The organism is Rossellomorea sp. NPDC071047, from assembly GCF_050270195.1.
Taxonomy (GTDB): Bacteria; Bacillota; Bacilli; order Bacillales; family Bacillaceae_B; genus Rossellomorea.
The window spans coordinates 1,188,532-1,204,987 of sequence record NZ_JBNNJT010000001.1; the positions used below are offsets into that span (position 1 = coordinate 1,188,532).

Annotated in this window: 13 protein-coding genes; 6 read left to right on the forward strand and 7 right to left on the reverse strand. The window is 36.3% G+C overall.

Features of this window, described 5'->3' with window-relative positions; translation table 11 throughout:
* Positions 1–34 precede the first annotated feature (34 nt).
* The 4 genes from ACQKFO_RS06175 to miaB form a co-directional block, all read right to left on the reverse strand.
* On the reverse strand, positions 35–2,203 hold the full coding sequence (locus ACQKFO_RS06175; RefSeq protein WP_427597460.1) for a DNA topoisomerase III: 2,169 nt from the start codon (positions 2,201–2,203) through the stop codon (positions 35–37).
* 344 nt (positions 2,204–2,547) lie between these two features.
* Entirely contained in the window at positions 2,548–3,084 is a 537-nt protein-coding gene (locus ACQKFO_RS06180; RefSeq protein WP_113968133.1) for an outer spore coat protein CotE, read from the reverse strand.
* Between the two features lie 457 nt (positions 3,085–3,541).
* Entirely contained in the window at positions 3,542–3,973 is a 432-nt protein-coding gene (locus ACQKFO_RS06185; RefSeq protein WP_148969272.1) for a RicAFT regulatory complex protein RicA family protein, read from the reverse strand.
* Between the two features lies 1 nt (position 3,974).
* Entirely contained in the window at positions 3,975–5,540 is a 1,566-nt protein-coding gene (gene miaB, locus ACQKFO_RS06190) for a tRNA (N6-isopentenyl adenosine(37)-C2)-methylthiotransferase MiaB (RefSeq protein WP_427597461.1), read from the reverse strand.
* Between the two features lie 276 nt (positions 5,541–5,816).
* On the opposite strand from miaB, the gene ACQKFO_RS06195 reads away from it, so the two are divergent.
* Entirely contained in the window at positions 5,817–7,172 is a 1,356-nt protein-coding gene (locus ACQKFO_RS06195) for a hypothetical protein (protein ID WP_427597462.1), read from the forward strand.
* Positions 7,173–7,225: 53 nt separating this feature from the next.
* Here the strand turns inward: ACQKFO_RS06195 and ACQKFO_RS06200 are convergent, their stop codons facing one another.
* Positions 7,226–8,431 carry a hypothetical protein gene (locus tag ACQKFO_RS06200; RefSeq protein ID WP_427597463.1) on the reverse strand — a complete coding sequence of 402 codons (1,206 nt, stop codon included), beginning with the start codon at positions 8,429–8,431 and terminating at the stop codon, positions 7,226–7,228.
* Between the two features lie 167 nt (positions 8,432–8,598).
* On the opposite strand from ACQKFO_RS06200, the gene ACQKFO_RS06205 reads away from it, so the two are divergent.
* Positions 8,599–9,474 (forward strand): glycosyltransferase family 2 protein, encoded by an 876-nt coding sequence (locus ACQKFO_RS06205; protein WP_427597802.1) that lies wholly within the window; start codon positions 8,599–8,601, stop codon positions 9,472–9,474.
* A gap of 50 nt (positions 9,475–9,524) precedes the next feature.
* On the opposite strand, the gene ACQKFO_RS06210 is transcribed toward ACQKFO_RS06205, so the two are convergent.
* Together ACQKFO_RS06210 and ACQKFO_RS06215 are read right to left on the reverse strand one after the other, a co-directional pair.
* Positions 9,525–10,625: a DegT/DnrJ/EryC1/StrS family aminotransferase gene (locus tag ACQKFO_RS06210; RefSeq protein WP_427597464.1), complete on the reverse strand. Its 1,101-nt coding sequence runs from the start codon at positions 10,623–10,625 to the stop codon at positions 9,525–9,527.
* Positions 10,626–10,637: 12 nt separating this feature from the next.
* Positions 10,638–11,939 carry a nucleotide sugar dehydrogenase gene (locus ACQKFO_RS06215; RefSeq protein WP_427597465.1) on the reverse strand — a complete coding sequence of 434 codons (1,302 nt, stop codon included), beginning with the start codon at positions 11,937–11,939 and terminating at the stop codon, positions 10,638–10,640.
* 143 nt (positions 11,940–12,082) lie between these two features.
* On the opposite strand from ACQKFO_RS06215, the gene ACQKFO_RS06220 reads away from it, so the two are divergent.
* The 4 genes from ACQKFO_RS06220 to ACQKFO_RS06235 all read left to right on the forward strand — a co-directional run bounded on the left by ACQKFO_RS06220 (position 12,083) and on the right by ACQKFO_RS06235 (position 16,349).
* On the forward strand, positions 12,083–13,051 hold the full coding sequence (locus ACQKFO_RS06220; protein ID WP_427597466.1) for a glycosyltransferase family protein: 969 nt from the start codon (positions 12,083–12,085) through the stop codon (positions 13,049–13,051).
* A 59-nt stretch (positions 13,052–13,110) separates the two neighbouring features.
* Positions 13,111–13,947 carry an FkbM family methyltransferase gene (locus tag ACQKFO_RS06225; RefSeq protein WP_427597467.1) on the forward strand — a complete coding sequence of 279 codons (837 nt, stop codon included), beginning with the start codon at positions 13,111–13,113 and terminating at the stop codon, positions 13,945–13,947.
* Entirely contained in the window at positions 13,937–14,881 is a 945-nt protein-coding gene (locus tag ACQKFO_RS06230) for a glycosyltransferase family protein (RefSeq protein ID WP_427597468.1), read from the forward strand. Before ACQKFO_RS06225 ends, ACQKFO_RS06230 begins: the two co-directional genes overlap by 11 nt.
* Before the next feature lie 187 nt (positions 14,882–15,068).
* Positions 15,069–16,349, forward strand: a complete 1,281-nt coding sequence (locus tag ACQKFO_RS06235) for a DUF6395 domain-containing protein (protein WP_427597469.1) — start codon at positions 15,069–15,071, stop codon at positions 16,347–16,349.
* Positions 16,350–16,456 lie beyond the last annotated feature (107 nt).

The window sequence follows — 16,456 nt, forward strand, 5'->3', positions numbered from 1 at the left end:
GACTCCTAAAATAGGGAGTCATCCCTATAAAACCTTACTGATCCAGATTTAATTTAGCCAATGCGTCGGCTAAAGCAGTGTTGACCGGCTCGTCCTTTTGCTGTGTTTTCAAATACTTATTTACATCCCTTTTAGTTGCTTTACTATTCTTTTCTTTTTTTCTGCGATCGTTAAAGGTTGAAAGTTTCTCCCTATGTCCACACACACATGTGAACATCTGGCCCTCCCCTTCTCCTCTTAGATCTAAGCGTTTATGGCAATTCGGACACCGTGCATTGGTTTTTTTGCTAATGTTTTTCCGGTGACCACACTCGCGATCCTGACAGACCAATTTCTTACCATGCTTATTCTTTATTTCGAGCATCAGATTTCCACAATCAGGACATTTCGTTCCGGTTAGATTATCATGAGAGAATTTCTTAGTAGAGTTCTTTATTTCACTAACCGATTTACTTGTATAATCTTTTATCTCTTGTAAAAATACTTGTTTATTAAGAGATCCATTTGCGATTTTTTCAAGCTTTTGCTCCCACTCTGCTGTAAGGGTAGGGGATTGTAATTCCAGAGGTGCCAATTCCAATAATTGCTTTCCTTTAGACGTAATGAGAATTTCTTTTCCTTTCGGTTCAATCACGCCTGAGTTAAAAAGTTTTTCAATGATATCTGCCCTTGTCGCAACTGTCCCCAGTCCCCCCGCTTCATCTATTGTATCCAGAAGATCTTTGTTGCTTTCTTTCATGAATTTCTTTGGGTTTTCCATAGCGGATAGAAGTGTTCCTTCATTAAAATGACCGGGAGGATTGGTTTGCCCTTCTGTTTCTTTTATTGCCAGAACAGAAAACATATCCCCTTCTTCCATTTTTGATAGCAAATGATCTTTTTCTGAATCAAAATCATAAACTTCTTTCCAACCGATTTCTACAATCCGCTTTCCCTTCGTCTGAAAGGCTTCAGTACCGATCGAGGCTTCTATAGTCGTTTGCTCATACAGATATGGAGGGTAGAATACAGCTAAGAAGCGTTTCACGACTAGGTCATAGATCTTTCTTTCACGGTCCTGTAATTTTTGGAGGAAAGGTGTCTCCTCCGTCGGTATAATGGCATGGTGATCCGTCACCTTTTGGTCATCTACGTATGCTTTTGAAAGTTGTTTTGAACTCTGTAACGCTAAATGAGCCATTTTACGATAAGGTTGTACGCTCACTGCTTTCAATCTATCCTTCAATGTGGAGACCATATCACTGGATAAATGTTTACTATCTGTTCTTGGATAAGTAACCAATTTATGTTGCTCGTACAATTTCTGCATAATGGATAGTGTTTCTTTTGCAGAATAACCAAAGATTTTATGAGCATCCCTTTGCAATTCTGTTAAATCATATAAAGAAGGAGCATGATTTTTCTTTTGTGATTTTTTTACTGACTGAATAGTGATTTCCTTTTTGTCCTTCAGTAATTTCATGACGCTTGTTATTTCTTCCTTAGAAAATGTTTTCGTATCTTTATTTTTACGGTTTGACCAAATAAACGTACCACTATCCGTTGTAGCCTGTATGCCATAATAAGTTTGTGGTTTAAAGTTCCTGATTTCTTCTTCCCTCTGAGCAATGATGCTTAACGTAGGTGTTTGTACACGCCCACATGATAACTGGGCATTGTGTTTGGTAGTCAAAGCCCTGGTTGCATTCATTCCCACATACCAATCGGCTTCAGATCTCGCTTGAGCAGCTGCATATAGGTTTTCGTATTTTTTAGCATCTTTCAGTTTATTGAATCCGTCTTTAATCGCCTTATCGGTGACAGATGAAATCCATAATCGTTTCAGCGGTTTATTTACCCGGGCTTTATCAATGATCCAGCGGGCAACAAGCTCCCCTTCCCGGCCGGCATCAGTCGCAATGACGATTTCTTTGACATCCGGACGGTTCATTTGTGCTTTCACTGAGCTAAACTGTTTCCCTGTTTTCTTAATGACTACAAGATTAAGGGACGGAGGGAGCATGGGTAAATCCTCAAGTTTCCAAGCTTTGTAGCGGTCATCATAGCTTTCTGGCTCTGCTAATGTGACTAAATGTCCCAGGGCCCAAGTGACGATATAGTCGTTTCCTTCCAAGAATCCATTTCCTTTTTTCGTACACTGAAGTACTTTGGCAATATCTCTACCGACAGAAGGTTTTTCTGCCAGGACTAAAATCTTTTTCATGTTAAAAATCCTTTCAATACTAGGTGTTTGGTTTCTATATCTTTTCTATTTTAACATACCAATAAAATGAATAGTGTTTTAGAGTTCACCTATGGGCTGTACTATACTAAGGGATATAAGGAAAACAATCTGTATGATACCCTTCTTGGTCTAATAGTTTTATCGGTTTCCATCGCTATTACCGTGACGTACCTCATAGGGAAATGACATGTGATTGGTTTCTACGACGAAAAAAAGAGCATCTAGAGAGATGCCCCCTGTACTGTTTACCATCCCTTATGCGATAAATTCCTTTAAACTCTGATGAAGAAAAAACTAGGAAGAGGCCGTCTTCCTAGTAAATGCTATTCTTCGTCTCCTTCTAAGAAGTCTGGATCTAACTCTTCAAATTCTTCATCATCTAAGTCACAATCCCAGTCTTCATCGTCACAACCTTCAGGATTTACAAGGACACATACTTTCGTTTCTCCTATAACTTCCACTAGGAATTCACGTTCCACGTGAACAATGATTTTGTTACCGTTTGGTGAAATAACCGCTTCGCAGCAATTCGGCTGTTGCAGTACGCGAGCACATACTTCAATATCATCTAAGCAATCAGGATCACGGTATTTCAGCTTAATGCAATCTGTATACTGTACTCTCTCCGTTACAACAGATGTCTTTGTGTTGTCACTGTGGGAGTACCATACGTTGATATCGTATGAACCGTGAATTTCAACCTTCTTGCCTACTTTGTGTGCTTCATACTGGTGATTAATGATCCAGCAGCCTAAAATGCTCGATGGATTATGCGGCGGGCTAATCGTATGATGAGACTGTGTGAATTTACGTCCCTTCGCTACGACCGCTTTAGTAATAATCTCTCTATATTCTGCCATTCGAGCGAACCTCCTCATTCATTTTCAATTCATCTTATGCGACTATCTAGGTGTTTGTGCGAGTAAATTTAATTACATAATGGGATTGTTGCGAGATAATGTATTGTATGCGAATACCCATTGAATGTTCCGGAATGCACTACCCGCCACCATAGAAAAATGGTAAACTAAGAATCAGCAATGAAGTGACAATTTTGAAGAGGAGGATGTTTTCATGTCAAAAAGCAAAGCAAAACGAAAAAGGGGTCATTTCCTTAGAAATACGGGCAGGGATGTGACAAAGCTCCGAAGTACCTTACCAGACTTTTCGATAATGGAGCGCACAACTAAAACGAAGAAGGAAACAGTAGCAAAAGATCTAAAAAAACACAAAAAACGATCTCCGCATGAAAGGGATATTCCTTTAAGCAGAGATCGTTTTTATTTTCACTATGCACCTATATACACCATTCTTCTATTAAGAACAGCTTCCAGGCGTTGAGTTTTTCACTTGTGATCCGGTTTCACCACGGAGTAAATCTCCGCCGGTGGTTTCAATGATATGATCCGTCACATTATTAGAAATGACGGAAGCAACAATTTGTAGTAAGTCATTCACGTCCGTTTGAGACTCTTTAAATTGTTGTACGACTGGAATGGCATCGATTTCCTTTTCCAGGTTTTCAATCTTTTCTTCAACCATTTTTAACGCTTCTGTCTTACCATAGTGCTGGAAGTTAACCGCTTGTTTTTGTAAGCTCTTAATACTTGCAATCATTTCACGCACTTTTTGATTTTCGTGAATCTGAGCTTCAGCGCGTTTAAAGAAATCCACTTCTTCTGTTTCAGCAATCATCGTTGCAAGCTCTTCTGCCCGCTTCATAATATCGTCTTTTGTGTACTTTGCCATATTAATTCACCTCTACCGGTTCTTGAAATTCTGATCCAATCTGGCCATTTCCGACCATTTCCCCATCCAGTGACCACGATTTAGCATCTGTGATCTTAACCTTTACAATTTTTCCAATGGCTGTTTTAGGAGCCTTGAAATTGACAAGCTTGCTGCGTCGGGTATAGCCGGCAAGGATGTCAGGGTTTTTCTTACTCTCTCCATCCACCAGTACCTCGACGATCTGCCCTTTATAGTTCTTCATCGCTTCAGCAGAGTATTCCTTCACAACTGCATTTAATCGTTGAAGCCGCTCTTTTTTGACATCCATCGGTACATTGTCATTCATCTTCGCCGCAGGGGTACCTTCCCTAGGAGAATAGATGTACGTAAAAGCCGATTCAAATCCAACTTCCCGATATAAAGAAAGAGTTTCTTCAAATTGCTCATCGGTTTCATTCGGATATCCGACGATGATGTCAGTTGTAAGAGCAACGTCCGGCATCGCAGTTTTGATTTTCCTCACTAATTCGAGGAATTCCTCACGTGTATACTTTCTGGCCATGATCTTCAGGACATCTGACGATCCGGATTGAACCGGTAAGTGAATATGCTCAACCAGATTCCCTTTTTTCGCAAGAACTTCAATTAAATGATCATCGAAATCCCTCGGATGACTGGTCGTAAATCGAATACGAGGAATATCCACTTTTCGAAGGTCATCCATTAAATCTCCTAAGCCATATTCAAGATCCTCGATATCTTTACCATAGGCATTCACGTTCTGACCAAGAAGAGTGATCTCTTGATACCCCTGGGCAGCAAGGTTTCTTACCTCCTGAATGATTTCTTCAGGACGTCGGCTCCGTTCCTTACCGCGTGTGTAAGGAACGATACAGTACGTACAGAATTTGTCACACCCGTACATGATGTTCACCCATGCTTTAATGTTCCCGCGGCGTACCTTCGGAAGGTTCTCGATGACGTCCCCCTCTTTAGACCAAACCTCCACTACCATGGCTTTGGACATATAAGCATCAGACAGGATTTTAGGAAGTCGATGAATGTTATGAGTTCCAAAAATCATATCTACTTGCTGGTATGTTTTCAGAATCTTATTCACAACGGATTCTTCCTGTGACATGCATCCGCATACACCGATCAATAGCTCAGGTTTTTCCCGCTTTAAATGCTTCAAGTGACCTAACTCACCAAATACCTTATTCTCGGCATTTTCACGAATCGCACATGTATTTAAAAGGATAACGTCTGCATCATCAGTCGAATTCGTCGCTTCATAGCCTAAAGCCATGAAAATCCCTGCCATCACTTCTGTATCATGTTCATTCATTTGACAACCGTACGTACGAATATAGAATTTCTTGCCTTCCCCTAAACCTCTATATTGATCATCAATCGTAAAGTCATTATGATATTTAATTTCTTCCTTCCCACGCTTTTTGGCATCTTTTAACGATGGTGGGATATAGACACTTTCAAAGTACTTACTGTAATCCTTTTCGGATTTTTGGTCCGATGGAGTAACAGACTTCGATTGTTGTCCATGTTTTCTTTGCTCTTCGTTCATGAAAAATCCCCTTTCTACCTCTATAACCAAACCGCTTATCTTCTATTATAAATCATCTAAGAAGATATACATTCTTGCACATTATAATAGTATAAAGGTTTTCGAGGATACATACAATAGAGGCGCATAAGTGTTGAAATTTGTTCGAAACTTCCCGCTTACCAGTATAAATGGGCTTTCATCCATGTAACTCCCCTTGCAAATGGTGCATAACGTAAAGTAAGACAAATACCCAGGGAGGCGATTAACATAGCAAAGAATGAAATGAAGACACCTATGTATCACATTGAAAACCAGGAAAAAATATACTTCCATTCTAAAATAGATGAACTAAACCAAACCATTCAAAGATTACAAGAAAGCCATCTGTATGCTGAGGTACAGCATTATAAAGAACTTTTCAACTCTAAACTTCACCAAATAGACCATCTAAATGAGGAATTAGAAGTAAACCGGGTTTCTGAGGAAGAACTTATGAAGGATCGGAATAGATTTAAAGAACGGAAAGAAAAGCTTGAGTATCAAGTAAATGAACTTCACCATCAGCTACACATCAAGGAAAACATCCTTATAGAGAAGACTGAAAACATTCATGAATTAAAGCAAAAGCTGCTTCAGATCGAGATGGAGCGAAAAAATCTATCAGTATCTTTATCCCTATTAGAAGATCAATTGAAAATACTTCATGATAAGCTTATCAGCAAGGAAGAATTCCTTTTGGAAAAAAGTGAAATGATAAACGAGCTGGAGAAAAAGCTGGTTCAAACTGAGGTGGATCGGAACAACCTGGCCCTTTCCATGTCCAGGCTGGATGAAGAAAGAGATTCACTCCGTCAACAGCTTCACAAGAAGGAAGATTTGCTTCAAGAGAAGTCTATAATCAATAATGAACTAGAAAAAAAGCACCTTCAATCCGAAAATGAACTCAATAACCTCTCACTTTCCTTATCCAAGGTGGAAGAAAGTCATAACAAGTCAACCCTTGAAAACGAAACGTTACTAAAAGAAAATCAAACATTGCTGCAACGAAACCAATCTTTAAATACGAAAGTGCATAGTCAACTACAGCATATTTCGGATTTAAACGCTGCATTAGCTCATTCTGAAGAAACGAAGAAAGAAATGTTCTATAGCCTTATTTCTAAAACAGAAGAGCTAGAAAAGCTAATGTCTGAGAGGAAACATACTCTTGATTCTTTGCAGTTCGCAAAGGATCAGTTAGTCGAAGCTGAAAAACAAAAAATGGAATATATTAAAACATTTATCAGCGAATATCAAAAGCAGTTTGAAGAGAATGAGTGGTGGTTTTCCACCCAATTTGCCGATATTGATCAACGGTCAAAACAGCAGGATGAACGAATTGAATTGGTTGAACAGGAGCAAGAACTCCACTTTATCCATCAGAATGAAGTATTAATGGAGAAATTTGAAGAAGTCGAGCAGCGATTTATTGAATTTATTGAGGAAGTCGATTCCATCCGTGACCATAATTCGAGAATGACCCACAATTTATTTGAGCTGAAACGAATGGTTGAAAACCAAAAACGAAGCCAAACTCATATTATTAAACCACGTCAGAAACATTCATCAGATAAGAAGGTCACTCAAAACGATGACAGGTCAAGAGAATAACGTCAGTAATAAATAAAGTTGCTTTGGGAGATCCCTTGGCAACTTTATTATGGTTAAAAGCTAATCATGATTTTGTTGTTTGAACTGAGCTGGAGCTCTTGTTCTTCAAATAACACAAACCCCAAAATAGTAGAAGATTCCTGTTCTTCGAGATTTTCCAACGTAAATTGTAACCCCTCAACCGAAATTGTTTCCCCCGGCGGAATAATGGATTCCTGGATAGATTCAATCCAATAATCGCCAGTTGCAAATGCCTTTTCCAGCCAGTCTTCCCCCATATACTTCCACCCTTGTGCACCGTTTTGGCCTTGAATGGAAAAAATCTCACTCATTTCAGGAGGGAGGATCTGTCCTCCAATTTCAATTTTATCAGGAGGGTTCATTCGAAAGCAGATTTTTGGATTCAATAAGTCTACGTTTCCGGTATTCTTAATGTAAAATGCAGCTTTAATGGAATATCGTTCCAGTTTCCGATTAGGTAAGACATTATAATCAAAATATATTTCAGCAGATGGCCTTTTCACCTGGGCTTCCCGGATTTTCCGATTTGCTTTTTGCTTTTTGATTTCTTCGTATTCCTTATCATCAATCTGGGTATGCCTATTTGGCTTCTTTATCTCCTCCTTATTTGTTACGGTATCCTCATCAAGCTTACCTGTCGTTTTTAATATGTGCAGAACATTCAAATCGAGTAAGGTGGGTTTCTGGTTTCCAAGTAGTATTTTCAGCGCACAAGTCGTTAAAATTGAAGGACCCTCATTAAGTAAGAATTCTTCATCTTTACACTGTATGGAACATCTAAGATGTGGAATTGAGTGTCGCTCTTGCAATAAATAGTACCCATTGAAATGCAGCTCATCCTTATAGATGGAGAGATTTTTTTTCACATTGATGGAATTCAATTTTTCGTTATATCCAAATGAAACAAACCGTTTATCGTTCTTTGGTTTAGTCGACACTAATTCCATAAACAGGTCACCATCACTGATCCATCCAGTATTTTCCACAATCGAAATTTCAACTCCATAATGAGTTAATACCTCTCTCACCTTTTCAATTATCTCATGATTTGTGCTCTCATTCGATGTGTTCACTGACAGCCATACTTTTTTGCCGTGTAGAGAACTATTCACTTCCATCATTTGTTCTTCTTTATTCCAATTAAAATGATAATTATTCTCCGCACAAAAAAACTGGATGGCTGATAAGTAATAGTCTGGAATTGATCCCCAATCATGATTATTGATTTTTAATTTCATTTACAGGCTCACCACCCTTAATGATTATTTGGTCTCTTTATCTTATGTTACGAATCGACTAACTATGATGCTTCACATGAGCCCTGAATTCTAAGAACACCAACACGATTTATTGACATAAGATAAATGGATGAATATATATGTGAAGGAGAGAATCTGAAGTGCAAATGGATAATTCGAAGGTATCTATTATCTTTCCTGTAAAAAATGAAGGTCCAAATGTGAAAAACACATTAACTTCACTTTTTGCTACTGATACGACAATTGACTACGAAGTTATTATTGTTGACGATGCTTCTGAAGATCGGTGTTGTGATTTCTTGGAACAATCTCATTTCAAAAATAAAGTCAAGTTAATTAGGACGGAGGGAGTAGGGCCTTCAGTAGCACGTAATATAGGAGCTGAAAACGCTAAATTTAACTATTTAATGTTTTGTGATGCTCATTTATCTTTCGAACCTTATTGGATAGATAGATTACTAACTACTTTAAGGGTGGATATGACGGATGTCGTTTGTCCCGCGATAGCATCAATGGACGACCCGAAGATTGTAGGCTATGGGCAAACTTTAAATAGCAGTTTAAGGATACAATGGCATAAGAAAAAGCCATGTTTATTTAATACTGCGATTATTCCAGGCGGGTGTTTTTTAATAAAACGGGATGTCTTTTTTAAAGTTGGTGGATTTGAAACCGGCTTTAAAACCTGGGGACATGAAGATGTAGAATTATCTATAAAACTTTGGTTGTTCGGCTATAGGTGCAGCTGCGAGCCGGCAGTTACAATCAAACATTTGTTCAGGAAGTCCCACCCTTACAAAGTAGATTATGATGGAGTATATTATAACCTACTGCGGATGGCTTACCTGCATTTCAATCAGGATAGGATTAAAAAAACGAAAGATTTAATCATTCATAGGAGTCCAAAAAAAATTGAGAATCTTGTTCTCAAAGATGGAGTGGAACAACGAAGAAAGAAATATTTACAGAGCAGGTCTTTTAATGATGAATGGTTTTTTAAACATTTTAAAATACACTTTTAATAACGAAAACCATTTCTTTTATCTATAAAAAGAAATGGTTTTTTTTCGTATTATTGGTTGTTTAAAAACTCGATTACAGTGTTAATGATAAATTGTTGATGGCTATTGGATAACGTTGGATACAACGGCAGGGAGAGGATTTCATCGGATATTTTTTCTGTTTTCGGAAAATCCCCTTTTTGATAATGTAAATGGCTAAACGCTTTTTGTAGATGTAACGGAATCGGATAATAAATCATAGACGAAATTCCTTTTTCTTTTAAATACTCCATTAATCTTTCCCTTTTTTGCACCCTGAATGAGTATTGGTGATAAGTGTGTTCTCTTGATTGTATATAAGTGGGGAGCTTTAGGTTATTCTTTAATCCTGAGTAATACGTTTTAGCAATAGCATCTCTTTTATCCAATAATTCTTCAAAGTATTTTAATTTCACTAATAGAATGGCTGCCTGTATCTCGTCCAACCTGCTATTGATTCCTATTGTGTTGTGAATATACCTTTCTTGAGAGCCGTGATTCCTGAATTGCATTATTTTATTATTCAGTTCCAGAGAGTTAGTTGTCAGCATTCCAGCATCACCGCACGCACCTAAGTTCTTTGTAGGATAAAACGAAAAACAACCTATGTCCCCTATGCTTCCTGCCATCTTTCCTTTGTACTTTGTTCCTAACGCCTGGCAAGCATCTTCAATCACATATAGTTCGTGCTCCCTGGCTATTTTCATTATCTCATCCATATTTGCAGCCAGGCCAAATAAATGGACAACAATGATCGCTTTCGTTTTATTAGTAATTTTCCGGATGATTTCCTTAGGATCTATATTATATGTTTCTTCTTCAATATCTGCAAAAACCGGCTTGGCTCCTACATGAGCGATAGATTCAGCGGTTGCAAAAAAGGTAAAAGGAGTAGTGATGACCTCGTCCCCTTCTCCAATTCCCAGGGCTTTTAATCCCAATGTAATGGCATCTGTACCATTTGCTAACCCCAACGCATACTTAACGCCTACATAATCAGCTATCTCTTCTTCGATTTTTTTGGACTTTGGTCCAAATATATACTCTCCACCTCTGATTACTGCTGCCACTTCTTTCAATATTTCCTTTTCGTATAGCTTCAAATCACTTTTAGTATCTACCATAGGTATCATTCACTCACCCCCTTATGTGGCTCCAATGCCGATATATTTGATTCCCTGCTCTTCAACTTCATTGCGGTTGAACGCATTTCTTCCATCAAGGAATACTTTGCAGTTATTAAACATGGAAAGATTAAGGTTCTCATATTCGGAATGATTAGCTTGTAAAATGACAATATCCATGTCAGGAACTAATTTATCCTGAAGTGAAATATACTTTATGTCCATGTCTTCAACTTCTTTAGGAGAATAATACGGATCGTTCACAAAAACATTCGCATTCTTTTCATTTAGGATTTCATTTAGACGTATAGTAATTGATTTTGTGTGTTCTTTCACATTTTCTCTAAACGACAGCCCTAAAATAAGTATATTCATAGAATCTAATTTACCTACTTCTTTTTCTATCAAATCGACAGAATAAACCGCCATGCTATCATTGATTTCTCTAGCTTTGTTAACTAAGCCATCTGTACTTAGTCCATTATTTAAGAAAAAGTAAGGGTATATAGGGATGCAATGCCCCCCGACTCCTATGCCTGGATTATGAATATGAGAAAAAGGTTGTGAGTTTGAAGCCTTTATGATTTCTAATATATTTACACCTTTTTCATTCGCATACACAGAAAGCTCGTTTGCAAGTGCGATGTTCACGTCCCTATAAACCGATTCTGCTACTTTAGCAAATTCAGCAGCTTCAGTGCTACTCATTTCAATTACTTCACATTGTAATGCCTTTTTATAAAAAGAAACTGCAAGATCCTTACTTTTTTTATTTACTCCCCCCACGACTTTAGGATAATCCTTGAGATTTTTTATGATTTTATTTGAATAAACTCTCTCTGGACTATATGCAAGGTAGAAGTCAGTACCCATCTTTAAACCGGAAAGCTTCTCGATATTGGAACCAAACCGGTTCCTTGTATCACCGGTTGGTAATGTTGTTTCGAATATCACTACTGTATCTTTTTTTATACTTTGTCCAATTTGATTAACCGCTTCATCAATATATTGGTAATCAACCTTGTTATCAGGTGTTATTAATACCGGGACAATGACAATTACTACATTGGAGTTACTCACTGCTTCTTTAGTATTTGTAGTAGAAGTCAGTACTTGAGCAATATGATTTGCCTTTACCAACTCTTCCAAGCCAGGTTCACCTTTTATATGACAGTTACCCTTGTTAACTTGTTCAACTACATTTGGGTTTTTATCTACTCCATAAACTCTTATTCCTTTCTCCGCTATTACTGAAGCAATGGTTAAACCTATTTTCCCCAGACCAATAACCGTCACTTTCAAGTTATCCTTATCTAAATTCAATCTACACACCCCTTATTGTTTTTATCAGTTTATGCGTATCCAAAGAATCTGTTAAGACACTAATCTATTATTGGAAATTTTCACATCTTGTCCTCACAAAAAATCTGTTAATCCATAAAATAAAATAGAAGGAGGTGCGAATTTTGAAAATAAAAAAATTAAAATTATTAATTTTGATCCGACCATTTGGAAGAATTTACGCAAAACACAAATCCAAATACGACGTTATTAAATCTTTGGAACAATTTGCGGATGTATATTATTGGCATAAAGATGGTTCGATTCATGAAATTATAAAAAAATTGAACATTAAACCAGATTTTATTTTCCATTATGACGCAGCTTACAATTATAAGCTCTCCCCTAGAATTACTGGTTTGTCTGAAATTAATATTCCTAAAGGATGTTATATTATCGATTCTCATTACAATCCAGGTTTCCGCAGGGAGTATGTAAATAAAAATAAAATTGATGTTATATTTTCCGTCACTAAAGAAAACTTCCTGAAAATGTATCCAGACCTGAAAAACCGATTTATTTGGTTACCCTGGTCGATAAATACGGCTATATTTAGAGACTGGTCGCAACCAAAAGTATATGACTTTATGTTGATGGGTTTAGTCAATCCTGTATTAGAAGGAAGATATCCTTTCAGGGAAAAAGTGCTGGAAACAATGAAAAAATATAATGGATTCGTCCATCACCAACACCCCGGACATTTAGTATCTTGGAAAGGGAATCCATTGGTCGATCTTAATTACGCAAAAGAAATCAATAAATCGAAAATCTTCTTTACCTGTGGTAGTACATTAAACTACCCCGTTTTAAAGTTTTTCGAAGTGCTCGCTTGTAACACTCTATTACTTGCTGAAGCTAACAATGATATTTATGAATTAGGCTTTATTAATGGGGTGAATTTCATTTCCTGTACTAAAGCAGACTTCGAAGAAAAAGCTCTCTTCTATTTAAATAATCCTACATTAAGAAATAGGATATCAAAAAATGGGGCGAATTTTATTAATAGATACCACTCAAATGAAGTTAGGGCAACTCAATTCATTAAACATGTTAATGAAATAATTATTGAAAGAAAAAAAACCTGGATTGATTGATTCATACTCTCTCATTCTAATCTCTCCAAGAACAATAATAATAAAGGGGTGTTGAAAAGATGAAAGAAATCATATTTAGTGATAACCAGAATTCATTTTTTGTAAATGATGAAGATAAGAAAGGACTAGGCTTGTCACTGCACAATGGGATCACTCAGCCCAGAGTTGTGAATTTCTGGAGAAGAATTGTAGAGAAGCTGGAACCAAACCTAATCTTAGACATTGGCTTGAATTATGGAGAGATATTATTTTCTGCAAATTACTGTAAGGATGCATTGATTTATGGCGTAGAGCCAAATAAAGAACTTAAACCTTATATCGAAAAATCTCTCCAAAAGCATCTAAATAAAGACCAAATGAAAATCATTTATAAATTGGCATCTGATCAAAACTTATATTCTCAAGATTTTTTTGTAGATAAAGAGCGTTCCGGAAATTCATCAATCTATCAATTAGAACATAGAGAACAAATTAAAAAGAAAATAGGCAGTATTAAAATTGACGACCTATTTAAGTTGAAAAGTATTGAAAATCAGATAGTCATCTTTAAAATTGATGTCGAAGGTCACGAATGGAAAGTTTTGGAGGGGATGAAGGGTACCTTAAAAAGGTGCCAAACTTTCGCGGGATGTATTGAGTTCAATATAGATTTCCTTAAAAAAGTCAATGTTAACGGGGAAGAATTCATTAACTATTTAAATGAGAACTTCAACATTTTCATTCCTGGTGAAGAAAACACTCTGATAAAAATCCCCCAGCTAAACATTCATCTCCTAAGTGCCTACTACTCGATTGATACTAAATGTAATGACTTACTATTATTCCCTCAAAATTATCATCCTGATAATTTTGATTACTCTATTATTACTAAAGAGGTGTCAGCTGATGAAACCTAAGATTTTAATATTAATTAGACCATTCTGGATAAAATACGCTAAGCATAAGGCGAAGTTTGATATGATTAAAGCATTTGAAGAATTTGCTGATTTATACTATTGGTATGAAGATGGGGATATAAGAGATATATTAGAAAAAATAAGAGTCAAACCTGATTTTATTTTTCATTATGATGTCGGATATAATTATGCACTAGCACCGAATATCACTGGATTGTATTCCATTGACATACCTAAAGGTTGCTTTGTTATTGATTCTCATTATAATCCTGCTTTCCGGAAAAACTATGTTCTTACGAATAAATTTGATGCTGTTTTTTCGGTATCAAAAGAAAATTTTCTCAATTCCTATCCAGAGCTTCAGCATAAATTCAAATGGTTACCCTGGTCAGTAAACACAAAAATTTATAGAGATTGGAAACAAAATAAAGAGTATGACTATCTACTGATGGGATTAATCAACACGCCAACGCATGGCCGGTACAAATTTAGAGAAGCAGTGTTAAATAAGTTTAATACTCTTCCTAATTTCACCCACATTGCTCACCCTGGTCACTTAGTATCCTGGGATAAGGAACCGATTGTCGATATTAAATATGCGAAAGAAATCAACAAAGCTAAAATCTTTTTTACTTGTGGAAGTAATCTCAAATATCCAATTTTGAAGTTCTTTGAGGTACCTGCATGTAAAGCTTTACTGCTCGCTGAACCCAACAACGATATTCTCGAGTTAGGATTCAAGGATGGTGAGAATTTCATCGCATGCAATTTTACAAATTTTGAAGAAAAAGCGAAGTATTATCTCAATAACAATCGATCAAGAGAAGAAATTATTAATAATGGATACCATTTCATTCAAAGAAATCATTCTAATCAAATACGGGCACAACAGTTTGTTAACTCCGTAAAAGACATTATCTTAAAAAAAAGATAGCAAGGAAAAACAAGTGGGATTCATAGCTTTATAATTCCAAAGAAATTTATAGCATATTAAATACAAATTCACACATTATACCATCTTAATTATCCAACCCAAAACTATAATATCCCATTTATTTCTTTTTTCTTCAAGGGTTATACATCATTAGTTTCATGAATTTTATTAATAAAGGATGAATGTAATGAAAATATACTACAAATGCAAAAACGGTTTATTGACCCTTTCTTATTTTATTGACTCATCGGATAAAACCAACTTTACTATTTTTAGAAACAGTTATAAAACATCGGGTGAAGTACACCTAGATAATAAACAATGTAATATTCACTTGCCAAACAACTGGAATATCGATTCAGTTCATCCAGATATGTTAGCTCTTGCTGCTATTTCCATTGTGTACCCATTTTGTGGTCCTGTAATCTCTGTACCAATAGGAGTCAGTGTACACTTCCACAGGGCTTTCTACAGACTCACTAATAAAAAAATAGTTCCTGTAAATTATAATCTCAAACCCAGAAAAGCTCCAATTAATGCTGCACCAGCCCTTTCATATAGTGGGGGTATGGATTCAACTTCAGCTTTATTACTTCTCCCACCTTCAACTCACTTGTTCTATATAGATAGAATCCCTCCTAATACACTTAAACAGAGAAAAACGATGCTTAATCAAGAAGCTGCATATTTTGCATGTGATTCTTTAAAAAAACTTGGGTTTAATATTCATCGAATAAAGACAGATTTACAGTATGTAAGGAATCCTGTTGGCTTTAATACCATTTTGTCCGACGCAGTTCCTAGTTTACTATTATCTGATTACTACGGCTTCAATAGTTTAGCAAATGGTCATACGATCGAAGAGGGATACAGGGTCGGTTATGAGGGGTATACAGACTGGAAGGAAAATCCATTCATATCCATCTGGTCAGAAATATTAGATAGCGTAGATATGCCCTTTACACTCCCATTAATAGGATTAAGTGAAGTATCTACAACAAAGATGGTTATGAACTCCCGCTATAAAAATATTGCGCAAGCATGCAGCAGAGGCGGCGTAGGAAAGCCTTGTATGAACTGTTATAAATGTTTCAGGAAAGATCTATTGGAAAAAACGATTTATAACGTACCTCTTTCAGAACCTTATTTAAATAATTTGTTTAAAATCAATGATGCAAACAATATAATAAAACATCCTTATCCACACTTCGGAAACGTCCTTTCATACATTACTTCCAAATATAATGGCAACCATCTTGAAATGAATAAATTAAAGGAAAAAGTTAGAGGGGATTCAGTCAATACATCGTGGATGGAAAAATTTCATCCAGAAGCCTTAAATATTATTGCACCACAATATCGCCAATATATCAAAAAGCAAATTGATAAATATGTAACTACAATGAAAGAGAATGAAATTAACACAATGAAAACCTTGTATAGTGTAGATACAATAAAAAAATTATAATTCCAGTTGAAAAAGTTTCTTCACCTAATCATTTATACAAGTAAAAAAGCCCCTCATGAACTTTGTCAGTTTATGAGGGGCTTTCTTTCATGTCCAAAAATAATTAC